Origin of the sequence: Bacillus subtilis subsp. subtilis str. 168 (genome assembly GCF_000009045.1) — a bacterium.
Lineage (GTDB): Bacteria > Bacillota > Bacilli > Bacillales > Bacillaceae > Bacillus > Bacillus subtilis.
Genome location: NC_000964.3, coordinates 656,510 through 679,089, shown reverse-complemented (window position 1 = coordinate 679,089; position 22,580 = coordinate 656,510). Strand labels below are relative to the sequence as shown.

Below are 22,580 nucleotides of genomic sequence, written 5' to 3'. Positions count from 1 at the left end.
TCTTTTTTTCAAAAAAACGTAGATTATATTATATAAAAATTTCATTTCTTTTTTGGTTTTAAAAATGGCGATTTTGTGAACAGTTCATATTGACCGGTGCGGAATTACTCACATCAAAAGTTATAGGAGTGGTAATCCATGAAGGCAGCAAGATGGCATAACCAAAAGGATATCCGTATTGAACATATCGAAGAGCCAAAAACGGAGCCGGGAAAAGTAAAGATCAAAGTCAAATGGTGCGGCATCTGCGGAAGTGATTTACACGAATATCTGGGCGGCCCGATCTTTATTCCGGTTGACAAACCGCACCCATTAACAAATGAAACGGCACCTGTCACAATGGGGCATGAATTCTCCGGTGAAGTTGTCGAAGTCGGAGAAGGCGTTGAAAATTATAAAGTTGGAGACCGCGTTGTAGTCGAGCCGATTTTTGCTACACACGGCCACCAAGGCGCCTACAACCTTGATGAACAAATGGGATTCCTCGGCTTAGCCGGCGGAGGCGGCGGTTTCTCTGAATACGTCTCTGTGGATGAAGAGCTTTTGTTCAAACTTCCTGATGAATTATCATATGAACAAGGCGCGCTCGTTGAACCTTCTGCAGTTGCTCTATACGCTGTCCGCTCAAGCAAACTCAAAGCAGGCGACAAAGCGGCTGTATTCGGCTGCGGCCCGATCGGACTTCTTGTCATTGAAGCGCTGAAGGCTGCCGGTGCAACTGATATTTACGCTGTTGAGCTTTCTCCTGAACGCCAGCAAAAAGCTGAGGAGCTTGGCGCGATCATCGTTGATCCGTCTAAAACAGACGATGTAGTCGCTGAGATTGCAGAACGTACAGGAGGCGGTGTTGACGTAGCATTCGAAGTCACTGGTGTCCCAGTGGTGTTACGACAAGCCATCCAGTCCACTACAATTGCCGGTGAAACCGTCATCGTCAGCATTTGGGAAAAAGGTGCTGAAATCCATCCGAACGATATCGTAATCAAAGAACGTACAGTAAAAGGAATTATCGGATACCGCGACATCTTCCCGGCTGTATTGTCATTAATGAAAGAAGGCTATTTCTCAGCCGACAAACTCGTAACGAAAAAAATCGTACTAGATGATTTGATCGAGGAAGGCTTCGGGGCTCTTATTAAAGAGAAAAGCCAAGTCAAAATCCTTGTTAGACCTAACTAATTTGAAACCAAAAAGAATCCGCACTCGGGTGCGGATTCTTTTTTAAATTATCCAATCACTTCAGCCCCAGAATCCTTCTTTGCCCCGCTGTGATCATAAGCGCGGAAGTTTTCCTCCAGCTGCTCAAGCGAAAGCCCTTTCGTTTCCGGCAAAAACCTCTTCACAAACAAGACAGAGCAAATTCCTAATCCAACGAAGATAAAGAACGTTGTGGACAGCCCGATAGCTGCCAGCAATATCGGAAACGTGAAACTGACTGCAAAATTCACCATCCACAGACAGAATACCGTAACACCCATTCCCAGTCCGCGAAGGCGAAGCGGGAAAATTTCAGATAGCATCAGCCAAGTCACTGGTGAAATGGCGCCCTGCTGAAAAGCAAGAAATGTGACCGTTAATGACAGGACTACATACGGAAGTGCCGGTGATCCTTCAAGTACAAGTGAGAATATCCCGATTAGCAATAATGCTGTTGTCGTACCGATCAAGCCTGTCATCAGCATCGGCCGGCGCCCCACTCTTCCCAGCAGCCAGATTCCGACGAATGTTGCCAATACCGAAATCACGCCATTCGCAATATTTCCGATTAAAGCGGCTTCCGTTTGGAAACCGGAATTTCTTAGAATTTCAGTCCCATAATACATAATCGAATTCACACCTGTAATTTGCTGTACAATCGCAATCCCTAATCCAATAAACACAATACGGCGCACCCATGGGACTGAAAGATCTTTAAATGTCGCTTTTTCAAGCTGGTCTTCTTTTTTGAAAGCGAATTCAATTTCTTGCAGCTCAGCTGCTGCCCGTTTTTCGTCCCTGATTTTTTTCAATACACGCAAAGCATCTTCTTTTCTTCCTTTAGAAACAAGCCAACGGGGACTCTCGGGCATTCTGATCATGCCGAAAAACAGGAACAAGGCTGGAAGTGACGCAATGACCAGCATAAACCTCCACACATGGGAGTTGTCTCCCATTGTTGTTCCAAGGATCGCATTAAAAACAAAGGCCAAAAGCTGTCCTGATACAATCATCAATTCGTTCTGCGTCACCATCCGTCCCCTGCTTTCCACAGGAGACATCTCTGCTAAATAGGCAGGCACCGTTACGGATGCACCCCCAACCGCAATACCGAGCACAAAACGGGAAATAATCATGACCGTAACATTTGGTGCAAACGTACACCCAATCGTTGAAATAAAAAATATAACAGCGAGGAACAAAATATTTTTGCGGCGGCCGTTAAAATCAGACATCCTGCCGCCAAACACAGCACCCAGTGCCGCTCCAAAAAGAAGTGAACTGGTGACAAGGCCTTCTGTGAAGGCATTGAGATTAAGCTGATCCGGCTCTCCCATATACGGCAAAGCTCCATTGAGCACACCGGTATCATAGCCAAAAAGAAGCCCGCCGAAAGTGGAGACTAAAATAATTGTACGTAAAAATGACATTTGATTTCCTTGTTTATTCATACTGTTTCCCCCAGTCTTTTTCAAAATGCGTATGTCAAAAACTTATTCCAGGGCTGCTGCCTTCCTCACATTTCGTAAGCAGGCTTCAGAAAATAGTTGTTCATGTTTTTATCCAATAACCTCATAACCTTCCCTTCTTCTTAGCATGTCAATCCCTATGGAAGCGATTTCATTTCTCGTTAAAAGAACAATGGTCATTTCTTTGTGCATAACCTCGTTCATTTGGTATTTATTAGTCACTTAATAGTTCAATTGTAGTGATGTTATAGTGACATTTTTGTTATATCTGATATTATCATAATTATAAAAACGCTTTCAGTCAATATAAATTTCTGAAAATTTTTTACTCTATAAAAGGAAAATCACCAATTCAAGGGGAAAATGAACGTTTTTCTTCATGAAAATGTGTGAATCAAGTCAAAAATCTTGTGATTTTCTGTTCATATTGAAAAATGAGTAAGTGTTGGGTAACTCCCACCTATTTTTCTCTGTAAAATCAAACATTCGTTCAATTGTTTCAGACTCAGGATAAAAGGAAATAGAGAAGAAAATAAAAGAAGGCTGACTTAAGGGAGGCAACCAAAATGAATGAGGGTTATATCATTGCAGGCCTTTTATTATTGACAGCGGGGATGATTGATTTTTTATGGACCACGTTATGGTTAGAGAGCGGTGCCGGCCCGATCACAAGATGCCTGTCTGCCTGGCTGTGGAAGGGCTGCCGCAAAATCAGCGGTGACCACGCAAAGGTTCTAAGTATGGCTGGTCCTCTGCTGTTATGCCTGACGTTAGTGATATGGATCAGTCTATTTTGGAGCGGGTGGGTTTTGATTTACTCGAGTGACCCTCACTCACTTATGGAAACTCAATCAAAAGAACCGGCTTCCTGGTCAGACCGAATTTATTTTTCCGGCTATGTCATGTTTACATTAGGAAATGGCGACCTCGCTCCGAACGGAGGCCTATGGAAGCTTGTCACGATTATTGAAACAGCTCAAGGACTGCTTACCATCACATTTTCTGTCACGTATTTGATTTCCGTCTTGAGTGCGGTTAATCAAAAACGCTCCTTTGCCCAAAGTGTATTAAGTCTAGGGCATGACGGAACTGAAATCGTCCATAATGCATGGAATGGCAAAGATTTTCACGACATTGATTTTCTTCTTGTCGCTGCCTCATCAGAACTGGGAAAGCTGACCGCTCAGCATAACGCCTTCCCCATCCTTCATTTTTACCACAGCACGCAGCATCAGGAATCATCCATTATAGCTGTTGCTGTATTGGATGAGGCTCTAACCATTTTCAAATACGGAATTCCTGAACAATATCAGCCGAATCAGCTTCATATCAAAGAAGCGCGCTCAAGTATCAAAAACTATCTGGATACCGTTCATACTGCCTATATCCATCCTGCAGAACAAGCGCCGCCAGAACCAGACATCTCAAAGCTTCAACAATCAGGCATACCGGCTTTATCAAAGCAAACATTTCAAATTGCCGTCAATTCAATAAAGGAACGTCGTCAATTGCTGCTGGGAATTATCCAAGCGGGGGCTCGAAAATGGCCTGTTCAGGAGCAAGCAATAGGTAATGCTTATTCTCCTAAATAAAAAAGTCCCGAGTGCTGATCACTCCGGACTTTTCACTGTATGATTCTTATACAAGCTTCTGGCCGCAATTCGGACAAAAATTGGCTTCGCCCGTTTTTGTTCCGCAGTTTGGACAGAAATTCGGTTTGCTTCCGCTGCCAGTTGACTGTGGGCCTGATGACTGTGCCTGCTGATTCTGATTCATTTGGTTCATCATCTGATTGGCCATATTCATTCCCATCATCATTCCAGCCATATCCGAAGCCGCTCCGCTTCCGCTCATCTTTCCGGATGCCATTCCATCCGTCATTGATATTTGCTGGTATCTGTTCACATCCCCAACCATACCGTAGGAAGCGTTCTTTGTAATCATATCTTGAACCTCTTGAGGATAATTAAAGCTCATGATTTGAAAACCAGTGACCGTCATCCCGTCGCTTATTAATTGCATATCTAAGTCCTCTTGAATTCCCTTGGCAATATCAAAAGCGTTTGCTTGAAGATTAAACATATCTTTCCCTTCTCTTGTGATCCACTTCATGAGAAGCTGATCCAGAATAGAAATGATACGGGTTTTAATATCCTCTACAAAATATTGATCTTTCACGCCAGCGATTTTATCAATCAGGCTGATATAGTCCTGCACCTTGAAATTAAATGTGCCGTTTGCGCGAATGGGCATCCCGCCTGGCATTCCCGCTGCCGGAATATTTATCGCCTGTTTTGTTCCCCATCTTACGGTAAATTCCTTCGTATTGACAAACAGCACCTCAGCTCGCATGCCGCTGTTAAAGCCAAACTTAAAGCCCTTTAACGTTGAAAGGAATGGAATAATTTCTGATTCAATATCATAATCGCCATCATCTTGAAAGACTCCTTCAACCCGCCCATTGTTCAAAAAGACAGCATCCTGTCCGGGACGAATGATTAAACGGCTCCCTTTTTTGATTTCACGATTGTTCCATTTATAAAAAATCATATCATCTCTAAATTCTTCCCACTCTACTACATTCGCTAATTGATTTCTGAAAAACGACATTACGCCTCTCCCTTTCTCTATTTCTTACATTTAAAAACTGCCCCGGCTCCCACTGTATGACGTGCCGCCTTTCGTAACACCGCCATCGCTGCCGCTGTCTTTATCTGATGGTTTTCTTTCTCTTGTTACAGTCGTTCTAATATAAGTGTCGTATTGATCAATCACATCAGACGTACGCTGATCCATATATGTACTTCCATTAACCGTTACTTTGCCGCCTGCATGATAAAGCATGATTGAAACCGCAATTCCCCCGACTGCGATGGCAGCAATCAGCTGAAACCACCATGTAAAGAATATGTTGTCAGGGTTTACTCCCGGTTTTATGCCCATATCTTTATAGGAAAGCTGAATATATGTCTCAAAAGCTTCAAAATAATTTTCATTGGATAAATCAGATGAAATCGTATTTCTGATGCTATTGAGCCTGCTGTTGTCCAAATACTGTTCGGCTTTTTTAAAGCCTGCGATAAACACTTCTCTGTTTGTCATATCAATCGTCAGAATGGCTGTACTGCCTTTTCCGTAACGATCATAAAAATCGCCGGTATAGTCTGCAATATCTTCACCGTTTGTGCTTTTGGTCGTAATAATGATGAAATCAGTGTCCCTCTTTGCACCCAGCTTTGCCGAGAGAGATTCAAGTTTTCCGATCTCCGCTTTTGACAATAGATGAGCGCGATCGTACACATGCTGCTGCAATTCAGAGGCTCTTACCGCTTCGATACCCAGTAAAGGCATCATGATGAAAACAGCCAGCACAACAAAGATCGCTTTCCCAAAAAATCCACGCATCAAAATCCGCCTCCCATCATCAATGAGACGAGCTTCAACGCAAGAAATGTCCCGCCTGCTATTCCGCTAAACCATGCAGCCACTTTTCCTCGACTGATCGGCGGCTTTCCAACGACCTTTCCTGTTTGCCCGTTCATCGCAAAGATATGCTCCGCTCTTTCATAATCGTAACTGACCATCCAAACAGGAAGCAAAACGTAAAAGCTGTTCACGTTTTTCGTGTGAATATGTTTGTCCCTCACATTGACTGACGTATATCCGGAAAAAGTAGAATGGATGTATGAATCTATATAACTGCTGATTTTCTCTTTTGCCCTCGGAAAAAGCTCCTCATCGGTATAATTGTACTTTTCCGCAATATAACCGGCCAAATATGCCGTTTGAAAGTCCTTCAGCTCTTCGTATGAATAAGGCTCCAATTTGTCCATTAATTCGTCTTTCATTTTTTCAGAGGCATCGACAGGGATTTTCAAATAATCGAGATTGATATCACGAAACGCTTCAAAGTGCTCTGTTTCCGTGCAAATATAATCCCCTTCTTCATATTGATGGACTCTGGTACAGTTTGCTCTCACCTGTACTTCACTATTTAAATCAAACATCCAAAATGGAATATACATGCCGGTGATGCTTTTGATACGATCAGCAGACATGAAACCTCTTGGTGTCAGAAGGCCTTTTTTGCACCACTTTCGAAATGCCTGCTCCGCTTCTTGCTTGCTGATTGTAAATGGAATGACCTTCGCCGGCGCCAAATGTCCTGATAAACGATCGGCAAGTATTGCAGCACCTCCGCAGAAGCTGCACGTCGTTGCTGTCGTTTCAGCTTCCGTGATCAAAACGGCACCGCAGTTTTTACATTGATATTCTTTTGCTTCATCATCAGAAAACCGTGCCGCAATGTTTTCTTTCGGAAGGCTTTCAATATTGTCCTGTCTTCCGCAGCTGCTGCAGGATAACGAGCCGGTTTCACTGTCAAATGCCATATCACTGCCGCAGTTCGGACACTTATAAGATATTATCATTACCGTTCCCTCTCACATTTTATGATAAAATGACGCCGCAGCCGAAAGCTGCGGCCTCCTATGTATTACTTATCGAGCATCATTTTCGCTTTTAACGCCGCAAGTTCATCATCAACCTGGCTTGAACCGCCAGTGTCATACTTTGCAGACAGATCAGCCATATCATCCTGCGGAGCGCTGTTCAGTTCAGCCATTGCATTGGCCTGATCAAGTGCCTTATTTACTTTGTCCTCCATTCGGCCGAATGCAGACATTGATTGGCTTGTACTTGAAACAGAAGCGCCCAGTTTGTTCATTCTTTCTTGCGTTTTCGCTACTGCCCACTTCGCCTTGATCATATTTTTGCGTGCTTCCAGCTCTCCAATGTCAGATACCAATTTGTCATGCATCTTTCTCATCTGTGCGGCATTGGTTGCAGCAATTTGATTCGCCGCCTGCAGCTCAGAAAGCTTTGACTCCAAAGATGTTTTTCTTTCAAGAAATTTTCTCGCATCGCTCTCATTCCCGGCTTGCAGCGCCTTCATTGCATAGCTTTCCATCTTTTCCATATCCGCCTGGCATTCGTGATATTCTCTTTTTGCTCTCTGCTCCTCAGCCATAACAGCTGCTGTTTCTGCCTTAACCTTAGCCAAATCGCTATTCATATTTCTTAAATATTGATCTACCATTTTCTCCGGATTTTCAGCCTTGTCCAATAAAGCATTGATATTCGCAGACATAATATCTTTAAATCTTCCAATTATACTCATTATATCGTTCCTCCTAAAGCTAATTCGGTAACCCTTGTTACATATACTATTTATTATCGTTAAAAGTTTCACTTTTTTAATAAAAAATGACATTTCAAACAAAAAATATACAACTTTTTACCTGAACAAAAATGTAAGCAATAAAAAAAGATGCCCCCAAAAGTCCAAAGACTTTCAAGAAACATCTTCAATGATTTACAAAGAAACTCCAATCTCATCCAAACTCGGCAGTGCATCAATCGCTCCAATTTTAGTGCACACAAGAGCTCCGACCTTATTGGCAAACGCCACAATCTCACGCAGTTTCACAAAATCAGCATCTACAGATTGAATCTGATCCGTGTTTGCCAATTGATATAAAGCCGCACCGACAAAAGCATCTCCCGCCCCTGTTGAGTCAATTGATGTCACCGGAATGCTTGGAATGATTTCACGGTCTTTTCCATTGGAAAGAAGCGTTCCGCTTTTCCCAAGTGTCACAGCGACAATGTTGGCTCCGATCTCATGAAGGATCGCAACTCCCTTTTCATGATCCTTCACACCGCTGATAATCTCAAGTTCCTCGTCACTGACTTTCACAAAATCACTTACAGCGATCGCTTTTTTCGCAACACTTACAAACTCTGAGACTCTTCCCCTCCATAAATCTTCACGGTAGTTAGGGTCAAACGAAATAAACTGTCCATTGTCTTTCGCAATCGACATCAACCGTAAATAGGCTGAGCAAAACGGATCCGATAACAGTGCCGTCGCAGAGCCGAAATGAAGGATTTTCGCTTCGTTTAGTTTTTCCTGGTCAATGTCCTCCAGCGTAAACAAAGCGTCCGCGCCTCTATTAAAAACAAAGTCACGCTCTCCATTTTGTTTTAATGAAACAAAAGCAAGCGTTGTAGGCGCTTTCTCATCCATCACCAGCATAGAGGTATCGACATGTACAGCGTCCAATGTTCGCTTCAGAAAATACCCAAACGGATCCTTTCCTACTTTTCCGCTGAAAGCGGCGTCTCCGCCCAGCTTGGCAATCGCTGCCGACACATTCGCCGGTGCCCCGCCGGCACTTTTCAGGAATTGGCGCCCTTCCATTAAATCAACGTCAACATCGGTACAAAAGAAATCAATCAACAATTCCCCAATACAAACTACAGAATGACTACGCATATTATCACACTCATTTATAAAGTCTAGATTACAGTCTCAGTATATTACTTTTTGCCATAAATACAACATTGAATATTAAAAATTTTACATCTATTTATCTCGCAGACCTTTGCTCCAGCTCAGAGATGATGTGTTTATATCTTTTTTCCGTTAAAGGATAGAAGGCGATAAGAATAATAGAAAGCAAAATGAAAAATCCCGGAATCAAAGCATTCATATTTTTAATCGCATTCAACGACGCAACTGTCTGGTCTGTATTCGCCACATACCCGGCGATTCCTAAATAAATGGCCGAAAATGACCCGGCTAACGCAACACCCAGCTTATTAATAAAGCTCATGCTCGAAATCACAACACCATCCGCGCGAATTCCGGTTTTCCATTCCGCATAATCGACGCAATCCGCAACCATTCCCCAAGCAAGCGTATTTAAAGGCGTTGTGAAAAATCCCGAAGCGAAAAGCCAAATGAAAATGAGTGGAATTGAAGAATACGGCGTAAAATGCAGGCCGGCATAAGAAATAAGCGATAGAGCTGCCGTGATAATCATGACTTGTTTTCTGCCCCACTTCTCAGAAAAGAAAGGAATAAACAAATTGCTGATCAGCGCTGCCCCGAAAAATAAAACGGTGCCCATAAACACGAACTCTTTATGGTTTACGTTATACGTAAAATAATACACCATCGTGCTGAGCTTAATATTAAACCCGATCGCAAAAGCCAAAAATGATGAAATTAACATGAGCAAGGGTTTGTTTTTGAATAAAACGGATAACGTCTTTTTGATCCCTTGTTTTTTTCTCTTTTTAGGCTGAATCCGCTCCCGTACAGTAAAGAAACTAAATAGATTCAAAACGATGCTGACAGCCGCATAGATGAGCGCCGTCATCTGAAATCCAAACGCCTGATCCTCTCCTCCGATAGCAGTTGCAAGCGGTGTCGCACAGGAAATGGATAAAAGAATGCCGATATACACCAAAATCATCCGGGTTGTGGTCAGAACCGTTCGTTCCTCCACCGAATTCGTCATCCGCCCCGTTAAGCTGTTCACCGGGATCGTTTGCATACTAAAGGACATCCCAAGCAGAATATAAGTGACATACGCATATACCATATTTCCGGTCTCACCGAAATGAGGCGTCGTGAAACATAAGAATGTGAATAGCGCAAAAGGAAATGCCACCCACAGCAAATATGGCCTTGCTTTTCCCCACCTTGTATTCGTTTTATCTAAAATCAATCCCATGATCGGGTCAAAAATAGCATCCAGCACACGCACAACAAGAAACAAAGTTGCGATTACCGCAGGCTGAATGCCGCCGACGTCTGTATAATAAAATAATAAGTATGCGTTTACAAACTGAAAGATAATATTATACGACATATCGCCGAATCCATAACCGATTCGTTCAAACCAGGACAGGCCGGTGCTGGATTTTGACTGATGCTTCGCCTTCAATGCCGTTACTTTTTCTGTTCCAATCATCATTTCCCACCCCAAGAATCCGTTTTCATTTCCAGTAAACAAGAGGGAGAATACGAAGATCCTCCCTGTTCACTCAGCGATTTGGATACACCATCACTTTTAAACATTCATTCTTAAATTGAAGCGCCCGCTCCATCGCATCTTGCGTCTGCTCCAGCGAATATTGGTCCGTTACTAGATGCTTCGTGTCCACAATGCCTGAAGCAAGAAATTCGATTCCCTTTGGATACGTATTGGCATAACGGAAGATCCCGTAAATATCAATCTCATTATCCGCAATAAACGGCACGTTGAGCGGAATCTCGTTCTGTGAAGGCAAACCGACAATCGCCAATTTTCCGCCCCGGCGCACAGAAGCCAGTGCGGATTGCAATGCCGCTGGATTCCCTGCTGTTTCCCAAGCAACATCAACGCCTCTATCATTCGTGATCGTTTTAATCTCTTCAAGTGCATCCTGTTCACGTATATTAATAATGTGAGTCGCTCCCATTTTTTTCGCAGCTTCTAACCGCAGCGGCTCTAAGTCGGTGACAATGATTGTGCCTGCCCCAAATGCTTTAGCTGCGGCAACAGCCATTAACCCAACAGGGCCCATCCCCATAATCGCAATCGTTGATCCGGGCTGTAGCTTCGTTCTGGCCGCCGCATGGATACCGACAGAAAACGGCTCGATCAAAGCAGCTTCTTCATAAGAAAGTGAGTCTGGGATTAAAAAAACAAAGTCCTGACGCATTTTAATATATTGGACAAACGCACCGTCTACCGGCGGTGTAGCCAAAAACTGTACATCCGGGCAAAGATTATAGCGTCCTTCTTTGCACGCCTCACAGCGTCCGCACGTAACACCCGGCTCTACAGCGACGCGGTCTCCCACCTTGAATTGATCGACAGATGATCCGACAGCGGCAATTTCACCCGCACATTCATGCCCAAGGATAAATGGTTTTTCCACAACATAGTTGCCTATTCGGCCATTTGTATAGTAATGCAGATCAGATCCGCAAATTCCGACAGCCATCACCTTAATCAACACTTCATCATGATTGATATCAGGCACAGGCAATGTTTCAATTTTGATCTCTCTTGTGTTGTGCATAACAGCCGCTTTCATGTTTTGAGGTACTGTGTGAGTCATTTGGCAAGTTCCTTTCTTTAGAAAATAAAATGTAAGTGCATACATTTTTGTTTTCTCTGTTACTGCCCCCATTTTATCTGCTTTTTAACACGTTCAACAGCCTTTCCTGCTGTATAAAAGGACAGCGGCACTGTACTTTTATTTTTTCATATACAAAAAACGCTGGATTGATAAAATAGTACTAATAGGAGGTGCAGGCTTATGGCTGAACTTGAAAACCGAAAACAATTTGCACAAATGCTGGCACCTGGCGTCAAAACGCTAAAACTTCATCCTGATTATAAAGTCAGAAGGAAAAAGAATGAAAAAACAGGACAGTCTTACATAGATAAAATCGCACTCCAGCTGGGAGTCTCCCCAAACACGATCAAAAGCTGGATCGGACAGATGGGGGCAAACTACATTCCCGGAAGAATCGACGACGGAAAACTGTTCGGAATGATCTGGATCATTCTCGAAAAGACCGACTTGGATATCGAGTGGTTGACCGACTTGCTGGAAGCCACCACTATCCCAGTCATCAAACCCGCATTGCCTGTATGGGCAGCATCCTGTTTGAAAAAAGCGAAAATACTGCGAAAAGACGGATTATTCGGGGCTCCGAGTGAAGGCGAAATTGAAAATGTAGTAAAACGGCTGTTTCATGACAGACCCGGCCAAGAAACGAATGCGCTTACAGAACAGCCCATCACGCATAATTTACCCTCACGCTGGTCCGGACGCTTTATCGGACGCAGCTTTGATATGGAAGCGATACGGCAATGGATGCTTTCTCCATCACCAGTCTGTTTAATCACCGGCTGGGCCGGCATGGGAAAAACCACAATTGCTCTTGAAGCCGCCTATTCCTGTGTCGACGATACTTCAGTTTGGCCGGCATTCAACAGCATCATCTGGGTCAGCGCTGATTGGAAAGGATTAAGCTTTAGCGATTTTTTAAATACGATCGCCTATCAGCTCGGACGCAAAGAACAAATCGATAAATCAATCAATGTAAAACGGTTTGTCGTCCGCAATGCGTTAGCCAATTACACTAGAGAAAAACCGATCCTGCTGATCGTTGACAGCATTGATACTGCAGAACGTGACATTCATGAATTTATCACCAGCCTTCCGCAAGGCGTAAAAGTTCTCCTTACAGCGCGGGAAAACGTAAAGCAAACTTATCGGGAAAGCTTCGGAGAAATGACAGCCATTCAGCTAAGCGGTCTTGACCAAACAGATGCCCACGAATTTTTTCAACAAGAAGTGCATCACTGCTTACAAACATGCAACCTCCCACGTAAACGGGAAAAGCTGGAGCAGCTGTTACATCTATCATCTGACCTGAAAAACGAATTCATTTCAGCGACTGCCGGAAACCCGAAAGCCATGGCACTCAGCATTGCCTATATGTCAGACGATGACATCCCCGCTCAGCAGCTGATTCATGAGCTTGGAAAAGCAGGCTACTCACTGCTGGAATTGTTTGAATTCCTCTTTGGCCGCACCTGGGATAGATGCAATGAAGATACGCGAAAGCTCTGGCAGACGCTTTGCTTTTTCAGCAAGCCGCCTGATGAAAAAAGCCTGGCGGCAGCAGCCGGATTAGACGCCCGCCGTTTTCATTACGCTATGGAACAAATGCGGTCATATGCGCTGATTCAGCCGGAACGAAGCCAAGGCAGGACACAATACTTAGCGCACCAAACCGTTGTCGCTTACGGAGAACAGCACTTGTCCGAACAGCACGAATATGAAAAAGAAGCCCGCAATCGCTGGGCGCACTATTATATTGATTATGCCGAAACCCATTTAAAGCGGGAACAGCCCAACTCTATCTATTGGAGCTACCTGCTGGGACGGAACTTAGATCAAATGAAACAAGAATGGCCAAACATCTTAAAGGTCATCCAATGGGCAAGTGAAACTGAACAAAAAGAAATCCTAATCGAACTCATCACCCGCATTAGCCATTTTCTAAGCAGAATCAACCTGCCCCTGCGAATCGAATACGGACGCAAAGCGGCCGACGCCGCCCATCACTTAGGCCAACACACACGAGAAGCGTACTTCCGAATCGACACCTCAGGCTGGGCATTGATGGAAGTCAATGATTTAGACGGAGCGCTTCAGCAAATAGAAGCCGGGCTGAAGATTCTTGAACAATCAGACGCTCACGATGCCTATGATCTAAAGGTTTGGGGACATGCACTCAAAGCAAGGCTGTTTTTAAAAGACGGGCAACAGGAAAAAGCAGAGACAATTTTAAACGAAATCGAAAATCAACCGATTTCCCCTACCATTCAACACAGAGTTCTATTGGTTCGCGGTGACTTAAGCTTTGCGAGAGGTTATCATGTAGAAGCCATTCAATTATACGAAGCGGCAAATGAAATCAGCTCCACATACGGCGGCGAAAAAACGATAGAAGCCTATTTCAATCTGGGTGTCGCTTACGTGAAATGTGATCAGTTTGAAAAAGCGGAAGAAGCCTTTGAGCAAATGCTCTATGACAAACATAACGCCAATCAAGTTGAACTGATCTACTATCACTACGGAATGGCGCAGCTGTTGTATCGTAAAGGAGAGAAAACGAAAGCGGTGGAATCTAATCAGAAGGCGATTCGTTTGATTGATTCGTGGGAGCCTGCGATTGGGATTCGGGGAGAGGTTGAACGATTAGCAAGGGCAACTAAAGAAAACGAGTAGTACGTAGTTCTGTCAGCAATCTCACTCAATTTCTTTATTATAAATAGGAAAGGCCAACTGAAGTCGCAGTTGGCCTTTCGTTTCTTATTAAAGTCTACAAATGTATCAAACCAGTTTTTCTCGTATAAAGGAAAGCGTATCATTTGCCAGCTTTTTGCGACAAAGAACAATACCGGAATGACCACAATTGTAGACATATCTTGTAGGTCTCCCCCAACTTTCCCATAAATAATCTGCATCTTTCAAGTCAATATATTGATCATGTTTAGCAGAAATCAGCAGTACGTTATCTTTATTAACTTTCGGCAAGGCTTGACTAGGATCTGTGATATCCCAATATTTTATTAACTCATTATAGGTCACACCATTTTGTTCTAATTCTTCTCTTATGTATTTACCTGGGATCGTGTTCCATATCGAATAAGAAAGGCGATTGGCATAAAAGATAGATACCACTACATCAATTTTCGATTCCAGGGTAGCAATTAGATTAGTAACCCATCCCCCAAGGCTTACTCCGACTATGATAACAGGCCCTTTTTTATTTGCTTTTATCCAGTGAATGAACGCCCGTAAATCTACAATAGCCTGTCTTGTCGACTCAATTGTACGATCAATATTAACTAAGAATAAACAGAAAGGAAAGACTGATTTATCATGGTATATTCATTTAAAAGAGACCCTTTAGGATACTTAAGAATAGTTCTTCCAACAAGAACAGAACTAGAATACTTTTCCGATTTCATTGAAGATATTGTTTCAGTAGAGGAAGCTGATGAATACTTTAAATATTGTTCAAGAAGTATTGAATGGTTCTTCTGAAGAATATGAGATTCAATTAAACACCACTAGATTCATTCAAATCAATTGAAACATCAGCTATATTTGCACTGTAAAATTCCTCTCTATCATTGATATCGACTGTAAAAGCAGCAGAAAAATGTTTATCTATGCTTCTTTTTCTGTGTAAATCATATAAAGCCAAACGATCTATCATTTTTGAGACATGCACTATTAAGTCCTCCTTGATAATATCAGAGTTGATAATTAGGTTGTCTATCTCCATAGCGTCGGGACGGATTTTATTAAGGTACTGTTGGAAGAATCTAACTCCATCGACAGTGAATTTTTGGGGATCAGATGTCATTATTCTGTCGCTCTTTATATTTAACATAAAAGACGAGTTCCTTATTGCAAGGAAAACATCGTCTTTTAGCTAAAAAAGCAAAGAAGCACAAGATTTAACAGGATTCCTCTTTGACAGTGCTTTTCTAGGGGAAACAGTCTAAGAGTGGGTGGCACTACTTATTTAGATAACTGGGTCTTTTTTGTGTCGTATGAGAGTATACCAATAGGGTATCCTGTCTGCAATAGAGAGAGAAGCGGTCCATAAATGAAATGCCATGTAAGCTTGTACACACTACACATGTTTATTTATACATCAAAAAAGAAGCTTCTCACAAGTTCGGTGAACTCATGAGAAGCCTTGAAAATTTGCAAATGGCCAAAAGGGCATCAAAAATAAAAGTCCGTTGCCGACAAACCCCTGTTTATCAAGAGTTTTTTGTCGGTTTTACATCATGCAACCCATTCATTCCGACTAATAACAGTTGAAAATAGTATTAAAAAAACCAGCTCAAAATACTGTTTTTTAGACTTAACATTTAATGCTGATAAATATTTTTAAAACTATAGGAGGACAAAACCGAGGACAAGTATTATGTTATCGGCTTTTAACCTTCTAGAACTAATTTTTATCACTTAATCTTTTTGTAAACAAAAACATATTACCATACAATGTTGAAGTTATAACGCTATGTCGTTTTTTTGACTTATTAATTTCACTTACAAATTTAAATAAGTCATCAGTGGAAAATGTTTTATTTTCAAGATATAAGTTATAAACTTGTTCAGCAGAAATATAAACAAGAGTTACAGCGGCTATATCAAGAAAATCAAAATCAACAGAACCAAATACTTTAAAGGTATTGGTTGAATTAGAGGAAGGAAACAGAAAAGCATTATGTTTTGTTTTACCTCTGGACAGTTTTTCAAGTGCCTTATCATATAACAGCTGCTTAGTTATATCTTCAACCCCAGGATTCCCCTCCAGCTTTTTTCCGTCAAAATTTATATTATAATATTTAGCATCTAATATTAAAAAGTATTCTTTTGAACGGTATTCGAAAGCCTTAATAATATCGGGTTCTAGTGTTTTTTTCTCTTTATTAACCTCTATATCCGTAAAGTTAATCCAATTTGGCCTTGATATCTTTTTTACGTATTCATTAACATGGGAAAATACGGTCTTACATACTTCCTCCCATACTCTGTGAAAGTATTTTGTTCCATACAGAGAAAGAGTGGGTCGTTTAGAAAACTGATTCTCTTCCCTATCAATTGCGGTTTTCAATGCCTTTAACAATTTAACGTCACGATCAACATATGTGTTCACGATTTCTTTATTTATTACTGAGCCAAAAAAATCAGCGTAGTCCAAAATTTTCATACCATCACAGGATTTATCAAATTCTAGTCCCGTAAAACCTAAAATGACTCCGAAATCATTAAAATATTTACTTAAAGCCCATTTATGAATTTTAACTATCAAGTGATACTCGTCTTTTTGTACCACTTCATTATAAGTACTGAAATAATATGGAACTCCCTTTGAGAATACTGGGGTAATTTCATTAACTGTCTTACTCCAATCTATAATTCCTTCTCCATCAATTTCATATTCAGTAAATTTTTTTTGATAATACCCATTCAATGAGAAATCATTAAGCAAATAATCTGCTATCATAAAGTCGGAGACTTCATCACTATCTAGCTCCGATACGAAATAATCAGATTCCCGGCTTTTATTTAAACCTGAATATTTTTTAAAAATCTTCAGCAACTTATTAAACAAAGTCCGCTTTGAATGTTCATCTAAGTGCCTGTTACAGTATTTAGGCAAAATGAATATTACATTGCGCCCATTAGATATAACACCTACATAGTTAAATATTAAATCCCCACTAGAATCTTCATATAATATACCTTTACTTTTGAGTAAAGCTAAATTACCACCGAGTACACGTACAATCCTTTCTTTATTGTATTTTTGATCTTCAAAGAAGAACTTACTTGACTTATCCATAGTTAATCACTCACAAAAGACGAATCATCTATGTCAAAAGTAAAAATGTTATCCGAGCCATCATATTTTTCAATTAGCTCAGAGAAAGTACTAGCATTTAAAAAATCAATCGTTGGATTATGCTTGAAAACATCTTCCTTCAAATAATAAAGCAGTTTATTTTTAAATACATTCTGATTCCACAGTTCACTTTCTTTCAGGAAAAAAGGTCCAAGCAGCTTATCCTCTGGTACTTTTCCTTTAAGACGCTTATTAATAATGTCTCGGAAATCATTCCACATAATTACTTTATTATGACCTTTATATCTGAGGCTCAGCTTCCAAGAGTCCACTGCCTTTCTATACTTTTCCAACTCTAAATATTCAAATGACCACCTTCTCTTAAAAGCGGTATCGAGCGGTAAAACACCCTGATCCGCATTATTCATAGTTGCCCAAATAAAGAAATTGGATGGTAGCTTAATCATTTCATCTTTAATTCCGTTTCTCGCTAAATAATTCATAATGTCCGGCCCGAATGTAACAGGATAATCACTTTCACCGTTTTTATTTCTGTCTAATAATTGAAAAATATCACCAAAAACACTTGCTGCATTGGCACGATTAATTTCTTCGATAATTAATATAAAATTAGTGTATCTATTTTTCAGAGCTTTAATTAATACATCGATAAATGGGCCAGGAACAAATTGATAATCAATCATTGGCTCAAAGTTTTCCATCTTATCCCTAAAGTTTGAACTAAATATCTCTTCCTCACCGCTTAATTTTTTATATATAGGAACCGGTTTATAAGCACCTATAAATTGTCCATATGTATAACCAGGGAAAAAAGTAACTCGGGTGAATACATATGGATTATCACCAAAGATCTTTCCCACTTCCCTTTCTAGATAATTACTCTTCCCTGTTCCTGGTGCACCATAAATAATCCTATTCCTAGGAATACTGCGTAAAACGCTGAATTTTGGTAAAGTGCCTTTTTTCTTTTCTAGGCTCAATAATAAATCTGAAGTTTGTTTGGATATTTCCATCAGTTCATTTCCCCTATTTAAAGTTTATCGCTTAGTTATTTTCAAAGTCTTCCGGTAAGTCATCCGATGATGTAGTAGCGTTCTCATCAACAATGTCCCCAGATACAAATCCCTCACTTCCATTTTGGACATTTGGATGTAAGTCTAGAAATGAAATCAAATCTTGTTCAATATTTACAAACTTAAGCAGTGAATTCTTATCAACAGGTTCATTATATTTATGTTTTATCTTACACACCACAAGATTTTCAACGACTTCAATTACTTCCAGTCTGCGTGTGATAGCTGATGAACCATTAGTATGTGAAGCCGTCCAAATCATATCACCAATTCTATAGGTTTTGTCTTTATCTTCTACAAATTCCACAATAGAACCATCTTCCTCAATATCAAGGAAGACTACATAGCTCTTTGCACTTTCCTCATCTTCATTTTTAGCGCTTTTGTTATTTTCCTGGGCTGGGGATTGATTAGCTCGCGGGTATTCTTTGAGTTCAATTCCTGGAATCAATTCCTCAGCCTTTTCCTTTAATTCAAAATCGTTCTCGAAAACTAAGAATGCTAGCGGATACACTTTGGTTTCACCCTCAAATACTAAAAAAAGTAATATTCCGTCAAAAATCGTGCCCCTTTCTTCCCCGTTACAGAATTTAGATGAGGTTGTAATTGCACTATTTCTCGTTCTTATAATTAGTTCATCTAATTCCGAATCGTCCACAGAAGGTATAGAAATAAAAGCAACTGCCATCCGGGTATGTTTATTCCGTTGATTTCCTTGAGCAAACCGAGTGTCCAAATTGCTAATCCTTCTTGATGTTCCCGTTACATACACTTCATTTTCACCGATCAAGAAGGCTTCTGAAACAATCTTTCGTATTTCGTTATACTTACTAGTACTGGTACTAGATACTCCGGCAGGGTAATTCCCTAATAGAGTTTCATAAGCGTCCTCTAATCTTTTTATAAAAGTCATTGATTTTACCCCCATAAAATCACACAAGCTAATATGTATGTATTTTCTAATTAATATAATTGTATCATAATAAATAAAGAGGATGGAATTGTTTGAGAGACCAATTCAAATATCGAATTGGTACTGATTGGGGCTGTCGAAAAAGAAATTCCTCGCCACCATGATCTCATCAAATTTAGAGACAAAATAAAAAAAACCAACTATAACTAGACATAATCAGACAAGAGCACTCGATTTATGTCAGAAAGTCGTCGTTCGAAAACCTCTAGACTATATTATAATGAACAATAATGTTATTTTATTGTAGGTCAATCATAGGCTGGAAAAACAAAACAGAAAAATGGCTACAGTTTAGTCAACTTGCACCGAGCTAAAATCGGGGTTGGGTAAATCAGGAAGGAATGAGAAAGACCTGGAAGATGCTTTTTATAAGGAATTTGGGATATGGAACAGGAGGCATGCGCGGGGAAATTGGAGCTGGAACAAACCGGATGACATCTATACGTTAAGGAAAGTTTCTGCTGGGTTGGCGGCTTTTATAATGGAAGCCGCCAGGACACTGGCATCCAGCGCATACGTTTTCGAGTCATTAAGGCCTACAACCGTGTTAAGTTTGCAGTACGTCACCTTCATGGTTTTGCCGGTATTGTTGTGACTGCGAGCCATAACCCGCCTGAATACAATGGATATAAAGTTTATGGGCCAGATGGCGGCCAGCTTCCTCCTAGCAAAGGGCCTGATCAAAATATAGCGCAGAGGTGGACAAGGCATACCTTGAACTATTTCAGAAAACTCAAATATTTAAGATGAAACAGACATCAAGGTTGTATTTACGCCGCTTCATGGTACAGCAAATCTACTGCAATGGCCTTGGCGGCAATGAACTACAAGCATGTAGCGGTGGGAAAAGAACAGGAGCAGCCTGCCCTCTGTTTTCCACTATCACCAGTCCAAATGCTGAAGAACATGCCGCGTTTGAGCTGGCCATCAGGGAAGGCAGCAAATTGACGCCGATATTTAATTGCAACAGATCCCGATGCAGACAGGCTTGGAATTGCTGTTAAAAATGAAAATGGTGAGTATACGGTTTTAACCGGAAATCAAACCGAGCCACTTCTGCTCCACTATATCTTAACCCAAATAAAAAAGAAAGGAACACTTCCATCTAATGGGATCGTTCTTAAAACGATTGTTACCTCGGAGCTTGGGAGGGAAGTTGCAACCTCTTTCAGAGTCGAAACAATCGGTGTATTAACGGGATTTAAGTTCATTGCCAGAAAGATTAATGGCTACTACAAGACAGGAGAACATAATTTCCTCTTTGGGTACGAAGAGAGCTATGGCTATCTGATTGGCGACTTTGTCCGAGACAAGGATGCTGTTCAGACGGATGTCCTTGCAGTTGAGGTATGTGCTTACTATAAGAAAAAAGGATTTCACTATACGAAGCTCTCCTTAGTATTGAAGAATATGGCTACTTTCAGGAAGGCCTGCGCTCATTAACACTAAAGGGAAAAGAAGGGGCAGAACTGATTCAGCAGACCCTCGCTGCCTTCCGTTCTGAATTTGGCCAGCTTTGGTTCCGTCAAGGTTACCACTGTTGAGGATTACTTGACCGGAATCGAGAGACTGTGGAAGGCCCTGAGGAACTCATGGGCCTTCCACAGTCAAATGTTCTTAAATGTTTTCTTGAAGTCGGATCCCTGGATGTGCCTGCGACTTTCAGGAACAGAACCAAAAATCAAATTCTACTTCAGGGTAGATGAAAGTCTTGCCGAGACCCGAAACCCCCAAAGAATTGAAAAGGAGTTTATGGAACTGGTCGAATAAAAGATGGAATAATGCAAAAAAAATTAAAGATAAAAAACGGAGCTGGTTTTATCCAGCTCCGATACTTTTTAGTATGCTCTCTTTAATGTGAAAAGTTAAACCTTTTGAAGTTGCCTATCCTTACAACGTTCTAACGAGTTAATAAATTCATCCGAATAATTTACATTTGTACACCTGGCTGCTCTACCTAAAAAACCGTTTAATGCCCTAGCAGATAAAGGTTTTAATGGATGATTTAAAAACTCTGAAATAGCTATTTGTTCTGTGTTTGCAACCCATTTTGATACGGGAACTTTATACTTTTTATCTCCGTACCCCCATGCTGCACTTGGCCAAGTCTTGGTCACTAATTCACCTTCAAAATCTGATATCGACCCTTTTGGCTGACTTAAGTTTTCACCAATCCATTTAGAAACCCTTACCGAAACAGCATTTCCCACCAATCTCCATCTGGCACCTTCTTTTATATCCTTACCTGTTTCAGTAGTGATATTTGTCCAATCTTCCGGGAATCCTTGTAGGCGCTCAGCATCCCTTATATTAATGGTCCCTACTATATCCTCGTAAGGAGACCAAACTGCAGGTGGAGAGGCTATACCTACAGACGATCCGCATTTTATAGGTGGAACTGCTTCACGTGCCCAGCCGACACCTCTTAACCCTTCCGTCCAATAAAAACCATAATAGTTGGAATGATCCACAACAGAAGGCTTTCCATCTAAATCTGGTTCTGAATGATCCTGTGAAAAAATCACATCTTTTGGATCTTCAAATAAAGAGGCTAACAAAATAACTCTATGTCTTCGTTGCGGTAAACCAAAACAACGAGCATCAACAGTTCGATATGCCCAAGTATAACCTAATTCAGAAAGGACAGATGTTAAATATGACATAGCTTTACCACGGTTTAACCTTAACATATATGGGACATTTTCAATTAGTATCCATGGAGGGCGATTTGCATGTTCTTTCTTTTCTATAAGTTCAAATAGTTTCTTAACTAAACCGGAGCGTGATCCGTCAATCCCTTCTTTACCTCCAGCTTGACTTAAATCTTGGCATGGAAACCCTGCCGCAACTAAATCACAGCTTGGTAACTCTCTAATTTCATTAATATCATCTTCTATCTTAACGCCAGGGAAGTTTTTTGATAAAACAGCTTTTGCCAAAGGATCAACCTCACAAAATATTTCTGTTGTATGTCCTGACTGATGAAGGCCAAGCTCTATTCCGCCTATGCCGGAGAATAAACTAACAACTTTCAAAGATATCAACCTCAAATC

At 41.0% G+C, this 22,580-nt stretch carries 17 protein-coding genes, 7 pseudogenes and 7 other annotated features; of the genes and pseudogenes, 10 read left to right on the top strand and 14 right to left on the bottom strand.

Features of this window, described 5'->3' with window-relative positions; genetic code table 11:
* Window positions 1–138 precede the first annotated feature (138 nt).
* On the top strand, window positions 139–1,179 hold the full coding sequence (gene bdhA / locus BSU_06240) for an acetoin reductase/2,3-butanediol dehydrogenase (RefSeq protein ID NP_388505.1): 1,041 nt from the start codon (window positions 139–141) through the stop codon (window positions 1,177–1,179).
* Window positions 1,180–1,226: 47 nt separating this feature from the next.
* Here bdhA and iolT read toward each other — a convergent pair whose 3' ends face one another.
* Entirely contained in the window at window positions 1,227–2,648 is a 1,422-nt protein-coding gene (gene iolT, locus BSU_06230) for a myo-inositol transporter (protein NP_388504.1), read from the bottom strand.
* Between the two features lie 584 nt (window positions 2,649–3,232).
* Between iolT and ydjJ the strand changes: the two genes are divergently transcribed.
* Window positions 3,233–4,258, top strand: coding sequence for a putative membrane associated potassium channel; prophage region 3 (gene ydjJ, locus BSU_06220; RefSeq protein NP_388503.1), 1,026 nt, complete (start codon window positions 3,233–3,235; stop codon window positions 4,256–4,258).
* A gap of 46 nt (window positions 4,259–4,304) precedes the next feature.
* Here the strand turns inward: ydjJ and ydjI are convergent, their stop codons facing one another.
* The 7 genes from ydjI to gutB form a co-directional block, all read right to left on the bottom strand.
* Entirely contained in the window at window positions 4,305–5,276 is a 972-nt protein-coding gene (gene ydjI, locus BSU_06210; protein NP_388502.1) for a hypothetical protein, read from the bottom strand.
* 30 nt (window positions 5,277–5,306) lie between these two features.
* Window positions 5,307–6,071 (bottom strand): conserved hypothetical protein; prophage region 3, encoded by a 765-nt coding sequence (gene ydjH / locus BSU_06200; protein NP_388501.1) that lies wholly within the window; start codon window positions 6,069–6,071, stop codon window positions 5,307–5,309.
* Window positions 6,071–7,096 (bottom strand): putative phage replication protein; prophage region 3, encoded by a 1,026-nt coding sequence (gene ydjG, locus BSU_06190; protein NP_388500.1) that lies wholly within the window; start codon window positions 7,094–7,096, stop codon window positions 6,071–6,073. Before ydjG ends, ydjH begins: the two co-directional genes overlap by 1 nt.
* 65 nt (window positions 7,097–7,161) lie before the next feature.
* A complete protein-coding gene (pspA, locus tag BSU_06180; RefSeq protein NP_388499.1) occupies window positions 7,162–7,845 on the bottom strand; it encodes a phage shock protein A homolog regulator; prophage region 3 in 684 nt (227 codons plus the stop codon).
* A 195-nt stretch (window positions 7,846–8,040) separates the two neighbouring features.
* Window positions 8,041–9,003 carry a putative sugar kinase (ribokinase family); prophage region 3 gene (gene ydjE / locus BSU_06170; RefSeq protein NP_388498.1) on the bottom strand — a complete coding sequence of 321 codons (963 nt, stop codon included), beginning with the start codon at window positions 9,001–9,003 and terminating at the stop codon, window positions 8,041–8,043.
* A 94-nt stretch (window positions 9,004–9,097) separates the two neighbouring features.
* On the bottom strand, window positions 9,098–10,489 hold the full coding sequence (gutP, locus tag BSU_06160; RefSeq protein ID NP_388497.1) for a H+-glucitol symporter; prophage region 3: 1,392 nt from the start codon (window positions 10,487–10,489) through the stop codon (window positions 9,098–9,100).
* A gap of 73 nt (window positions 10,490–10,562) precedes the next feature.
* A complete protein-coding gene (gutB, locus tag BSU_06150) occupies window positions 10,563–11,624 on the bottom strand; it encodes a glucitol (sorbitol) dehydrogenase (protein ID NP_388496.1) in 1,062 nt (353 codons plus the stop codon).
* 201 nt (window positions 11,625–11,825) lie between these two features.
* Here gutB and gutR point away from each other — a divergent pair, with 201 nt between their 5' ends.
* On the top strand, window positions 11,826–14,315 hold the full coding sequence (gene gutR / locus BSU_06140; RefSeq protein NP_388495.1) for a transcriptional regulator of the glucitol operon: 2,490 nt from the start codon (window positions 11,826–11,828) through the stop codon (window positions 14,313–14,315).
* 105 nt (window positions 14,316–14,420) lie between these two features.
* On the opposite strand, the gene ydjC is transcribed toward gutR, so the two are convergent.
* From ydjC to bsuRA, 5 genes are all read right to left on the bottom strand, one after another.
* Window positions 14,421–14,771, bottom strand: coding sequence for a conserved hypothetical protein; prophage region 3 (gene ydjC / locus BSU_06130; RefSeq protein ID NP_388494.1), 351 nt, complete (start codon window positions 14,769–14,771; stop codon window positions 14,421–14,423).
* 382 nt (window positions 14,772–15,153) lie between these two features.
* On the bottom strand, window positions 15,154–15,489 hold the full coding sequence (ydjB, locus tag BSU_06120) for a hypothetical protein; prophage region 3 (protein NP_388493.1): 336 nt from the start codon (window positions 15,487–15,489) through the stop codon (window positions 15,154–15,156).
* Window positions 15,490–16,062: 573 nt separating this feature from the next.
* Window positions 16,063–17,460: a type-2 restriction enzyme BsuMI component BsuRC (YdjA); prophage region 3 gene (gene bsuRC / locus BSU_06110; RefSeq protein NP_388492.1), complete on the bottom strand. Its 1,398-nt coding sequence runs from the start codon at window positions 17,458–17,460 to the stop codon at window positions 16,063–16,065.
* Window positions 17,461–17,462: 2 nt separating this feature from the next.
* Complete coding sequence (bsuRB, locus tag BSU_06100) at window positions 17,463–18,494, bottom strand: type-2 restriction enzyme BsuMI component BsuRB (YdiS); prophage region 3 (protein ID NP_388491.1); 1,032 nt, start codon at window positions 18,492–18,494, stop codon at window positions 17,463–17,465.
* A gap of 31 nt (window positions 18,495–18,525) precedes the next feature.
* On the bottom strand, window positions 18,526–19,467 hold the full coding sequence (bsuRA, locus tag BSU_06090) for a type-2 restriction enzyme BsuMI component BsuRA (YdiR); prophage region 3 (RefSeq protein NP_388490.1): 942 nt from the start codon (window positions 19,465–19,467) through the stop codon (window positions 18,526–18,528).
* Between the two features lie 401 nt (window positions 19,468–19,868).
* Window positions 19,869–19,961 (top strand) — a sequence feature (Evidence 5: Unknown function; Product type e : enzyme).
* Between bsuRA and ydzWn the strand changes: the two are divergent.
* The 7 pseudogenes from ydzWn (at window position 19,869) to ydzWc (ending at window position 21,297) form a co-directional block, all read left to right on the top strand.
* Window positions 19,869–19,961 (top strand): annotated as a pseudogene (ydzWn, locus tag BSU_06083). (Overlaps the previous feature by 93 nt.)
* Window positions 19,961–20,080, top strand: a sequence feature (Evidence 5: Unknown function; Product type e : enzyme). It overlaps the preceding pseudogene by 1 nt.
* Window positions 19,961–20,080, top strand: a pseudogene (ydzWma, locus tag BSU_06079). (Overlaps the previous feature by 120 nt.) The pseudogenes ydzWn and ydzWma overlap by 1 nt, the downstream one beginning before the upstream one ends.
* Window positions 20,080–20,277, top strand: a sequence feature (Evidence 5: Unknown function; Product type e : enzyme). Its footprint overlaps the pseudogene before it by 1 nt.
* Window positions 20,080–20,277: pseudogene (gene ydzW, locus BSU_06078) on the top strand. (Overlaps the previous feature by 198 nt.) Before ydzWma ends, ydzW (BSU_06078) begins: the two co-directional pseudogenes overlap by 1 nt.
* Window positions 20,278–20,331: 54 nt before the next feature.
* Window positions 20,332–20,475 (top strand) — a sequence feature (Evidence 5: Unknown function; Product type e : enzyme).
* Window positions 20,332–20,475: pseudogene (gene ydzW, locus BSU_06077) on the top strand. (Overlaps the previous feature by 144 nt.)
* A 9-nt stretch (window positions 20,476–20,484) precedes the next feature.
* Window positions 20,485–20,901, top strand: a sequence feature (Evidence 5: Unknown function; Product type e : enzyme).
* A pseudogene (gene ydzWmb, locus BSU_06076) lies at window positions 20,485–20,901 on the top strand. (Overlaps the previous feature by 417 nt.)
* Window positions 20,901–21,029 (top strand) — a sequence feature (Evidence 5: Unknown function; Product type e : enzyme). It overlaps the preceding pseudogene by 1 nt.
* Window positions 20,901–21,029, top strand: a pseudogene (gene ydzWmc / locus BSU_06074). (Overlaps the previous feature by 129 nt.) Before ydzWmb ends, ydzWmc begins: the two co-directional pseudogenes overlap by 1 nt.
* Window positions 21,028–21,297 (top strand) — a sequence feature (Evidence 5: Unknown function; Product type e : enzyme). It overlaps the preceding pseudogene by 2 nt.
* A pseudogene (ydzWc, locus tag BSU_06073) lies at window positions 21,028–21,297 on the top strand. Its footprint overlaps the feature before it by 270 nt. Before ydzWmc ends, ydzWc begins: the two co-directional pseudogenes overlap by 2 nt.
* Before the next feature lie 95 nt (window positions 21,298–21,392).
* Here ydzWc and bsuMB read toward each other — a convergent pair.
* A complete protein-coding gene (gene bsuMB, locus BSU_06070; RefSeq protein ID NP_388488.1) occupies window positions 21,393–22,562 on the bottom strand; it encodes a DNA-methyltransferase (cytosine-specific); defective prophage 3 in 1,170 nt (389 codons plus the stop codon).
* Between the last annotated feature and the right edge of the window lie 18 nt (window positions 22,563–22,580).

What these genes read in the sequence shown, in the direction of transcription:
- bdhA (NP_388505.1), top strand. Translation starts at nt 139, where the DNA reads ATGAAGGCAGCAAGATGGCATAACCAAAAGGATATCCGTATTGAACAT.
- iolT (NP_388504.1), bottom strand. Translation starts at nt 2,648, where the DNA reads ATGAATAAACAAGGAAATCAAATGTCATTTTTACGTACAATTATTTTA.
- ydjJ (NP_388503.1), top strand. Translation starts at nt 3,233, where the DNA reads ATGAATGAGGGTTATATCATTGCAGGCCTTTTATTATTGACAGCGGGG.
- ydjI (NP_388502.1), bottom strand. Translation starts at nt 5,276, where the DNA reads ATGTCGTTTTTCAGAAATCAATTAGCGAATGTAGTAGAGTGGGAAGAA.
- ydjH (NP_388501.1), bottom strand. Translation starts at nt 6,071, where the DNA reads ATGCGTGGATTTTTTGGGAAAGCGATCTTTGTTGTGCTGGCTGTTTTC.
- ydjG (NP_388500.1), bottom strand. Translation starts at nt 7,096, where the DNA reads ATGATAATATCTTATAAGTGTCCGAACTGCGGCAGTGATATGGCATTT.
- pspA (NP_388499.1), bottom strand. Translation starts at nt 7,845, where the DNA reads ATGAGTATAATTGGAAGATTTAAAGATATTATGTCTGCGAATATCAAT.
- ydjE (NP_388498.1), bottom strand. Translation starts at nt 9,003, where the DNA reads ATGCGTAGTCATTCTGTAGTTTGTATTGGGGAATTGTTGATTGATTTC.
- gutP (NP_388497.1), bottom strand. Translation starts at nt 10,489, where the DNA reads ATGATTGGAACAGAAAAAGTAACGGCATTGAAGGCGAAGCATCAGTCA.
- gutB (NP_388496.1), bottom strand. Translation starts at nt 11,624, where the DNA reads ATGACTCACACAGTACCTCAAAACATGAAAGCGGCTGTTATGCACAAC.
- gutR (NP_388495.1), top strand. Translation starts at nt 11,826, where the DNA reads ATGGCTGAACTTGAAAACCGAAAACAATTTGCACAAATGCTGGCACCT.
- ydjB (NP_388493.1), bottom strand. Translation starts at nt 15,489, where the DNA reads ATGTTAAATATAAAGAGCGACAGAATAATGACATCTGATCCCCAAAAA.
- bsuRC (NP_388492.1), bottom strand. Translation starts at nt 17,460, where the DNA reads ATGGATAAGTCAAGTAAGTTCTTCTTTGAAGATCAAAAATACAATAAA.
- bsuRB (NP_388491.1), bottom strand. Translation starts at nt 18,494, where the DNA reads ATGGAAATATCCAAACAAACTTCAGATTTATTATTGAGCCTAGAAAAG.
- bsuRA (NP_388490.1), bottom strand. Translation starts at nt 19,467, where the DNA reads ATGACTTTTATAAAAAGATTAGAGGACGCTTATGAAACTCTATTAGGG.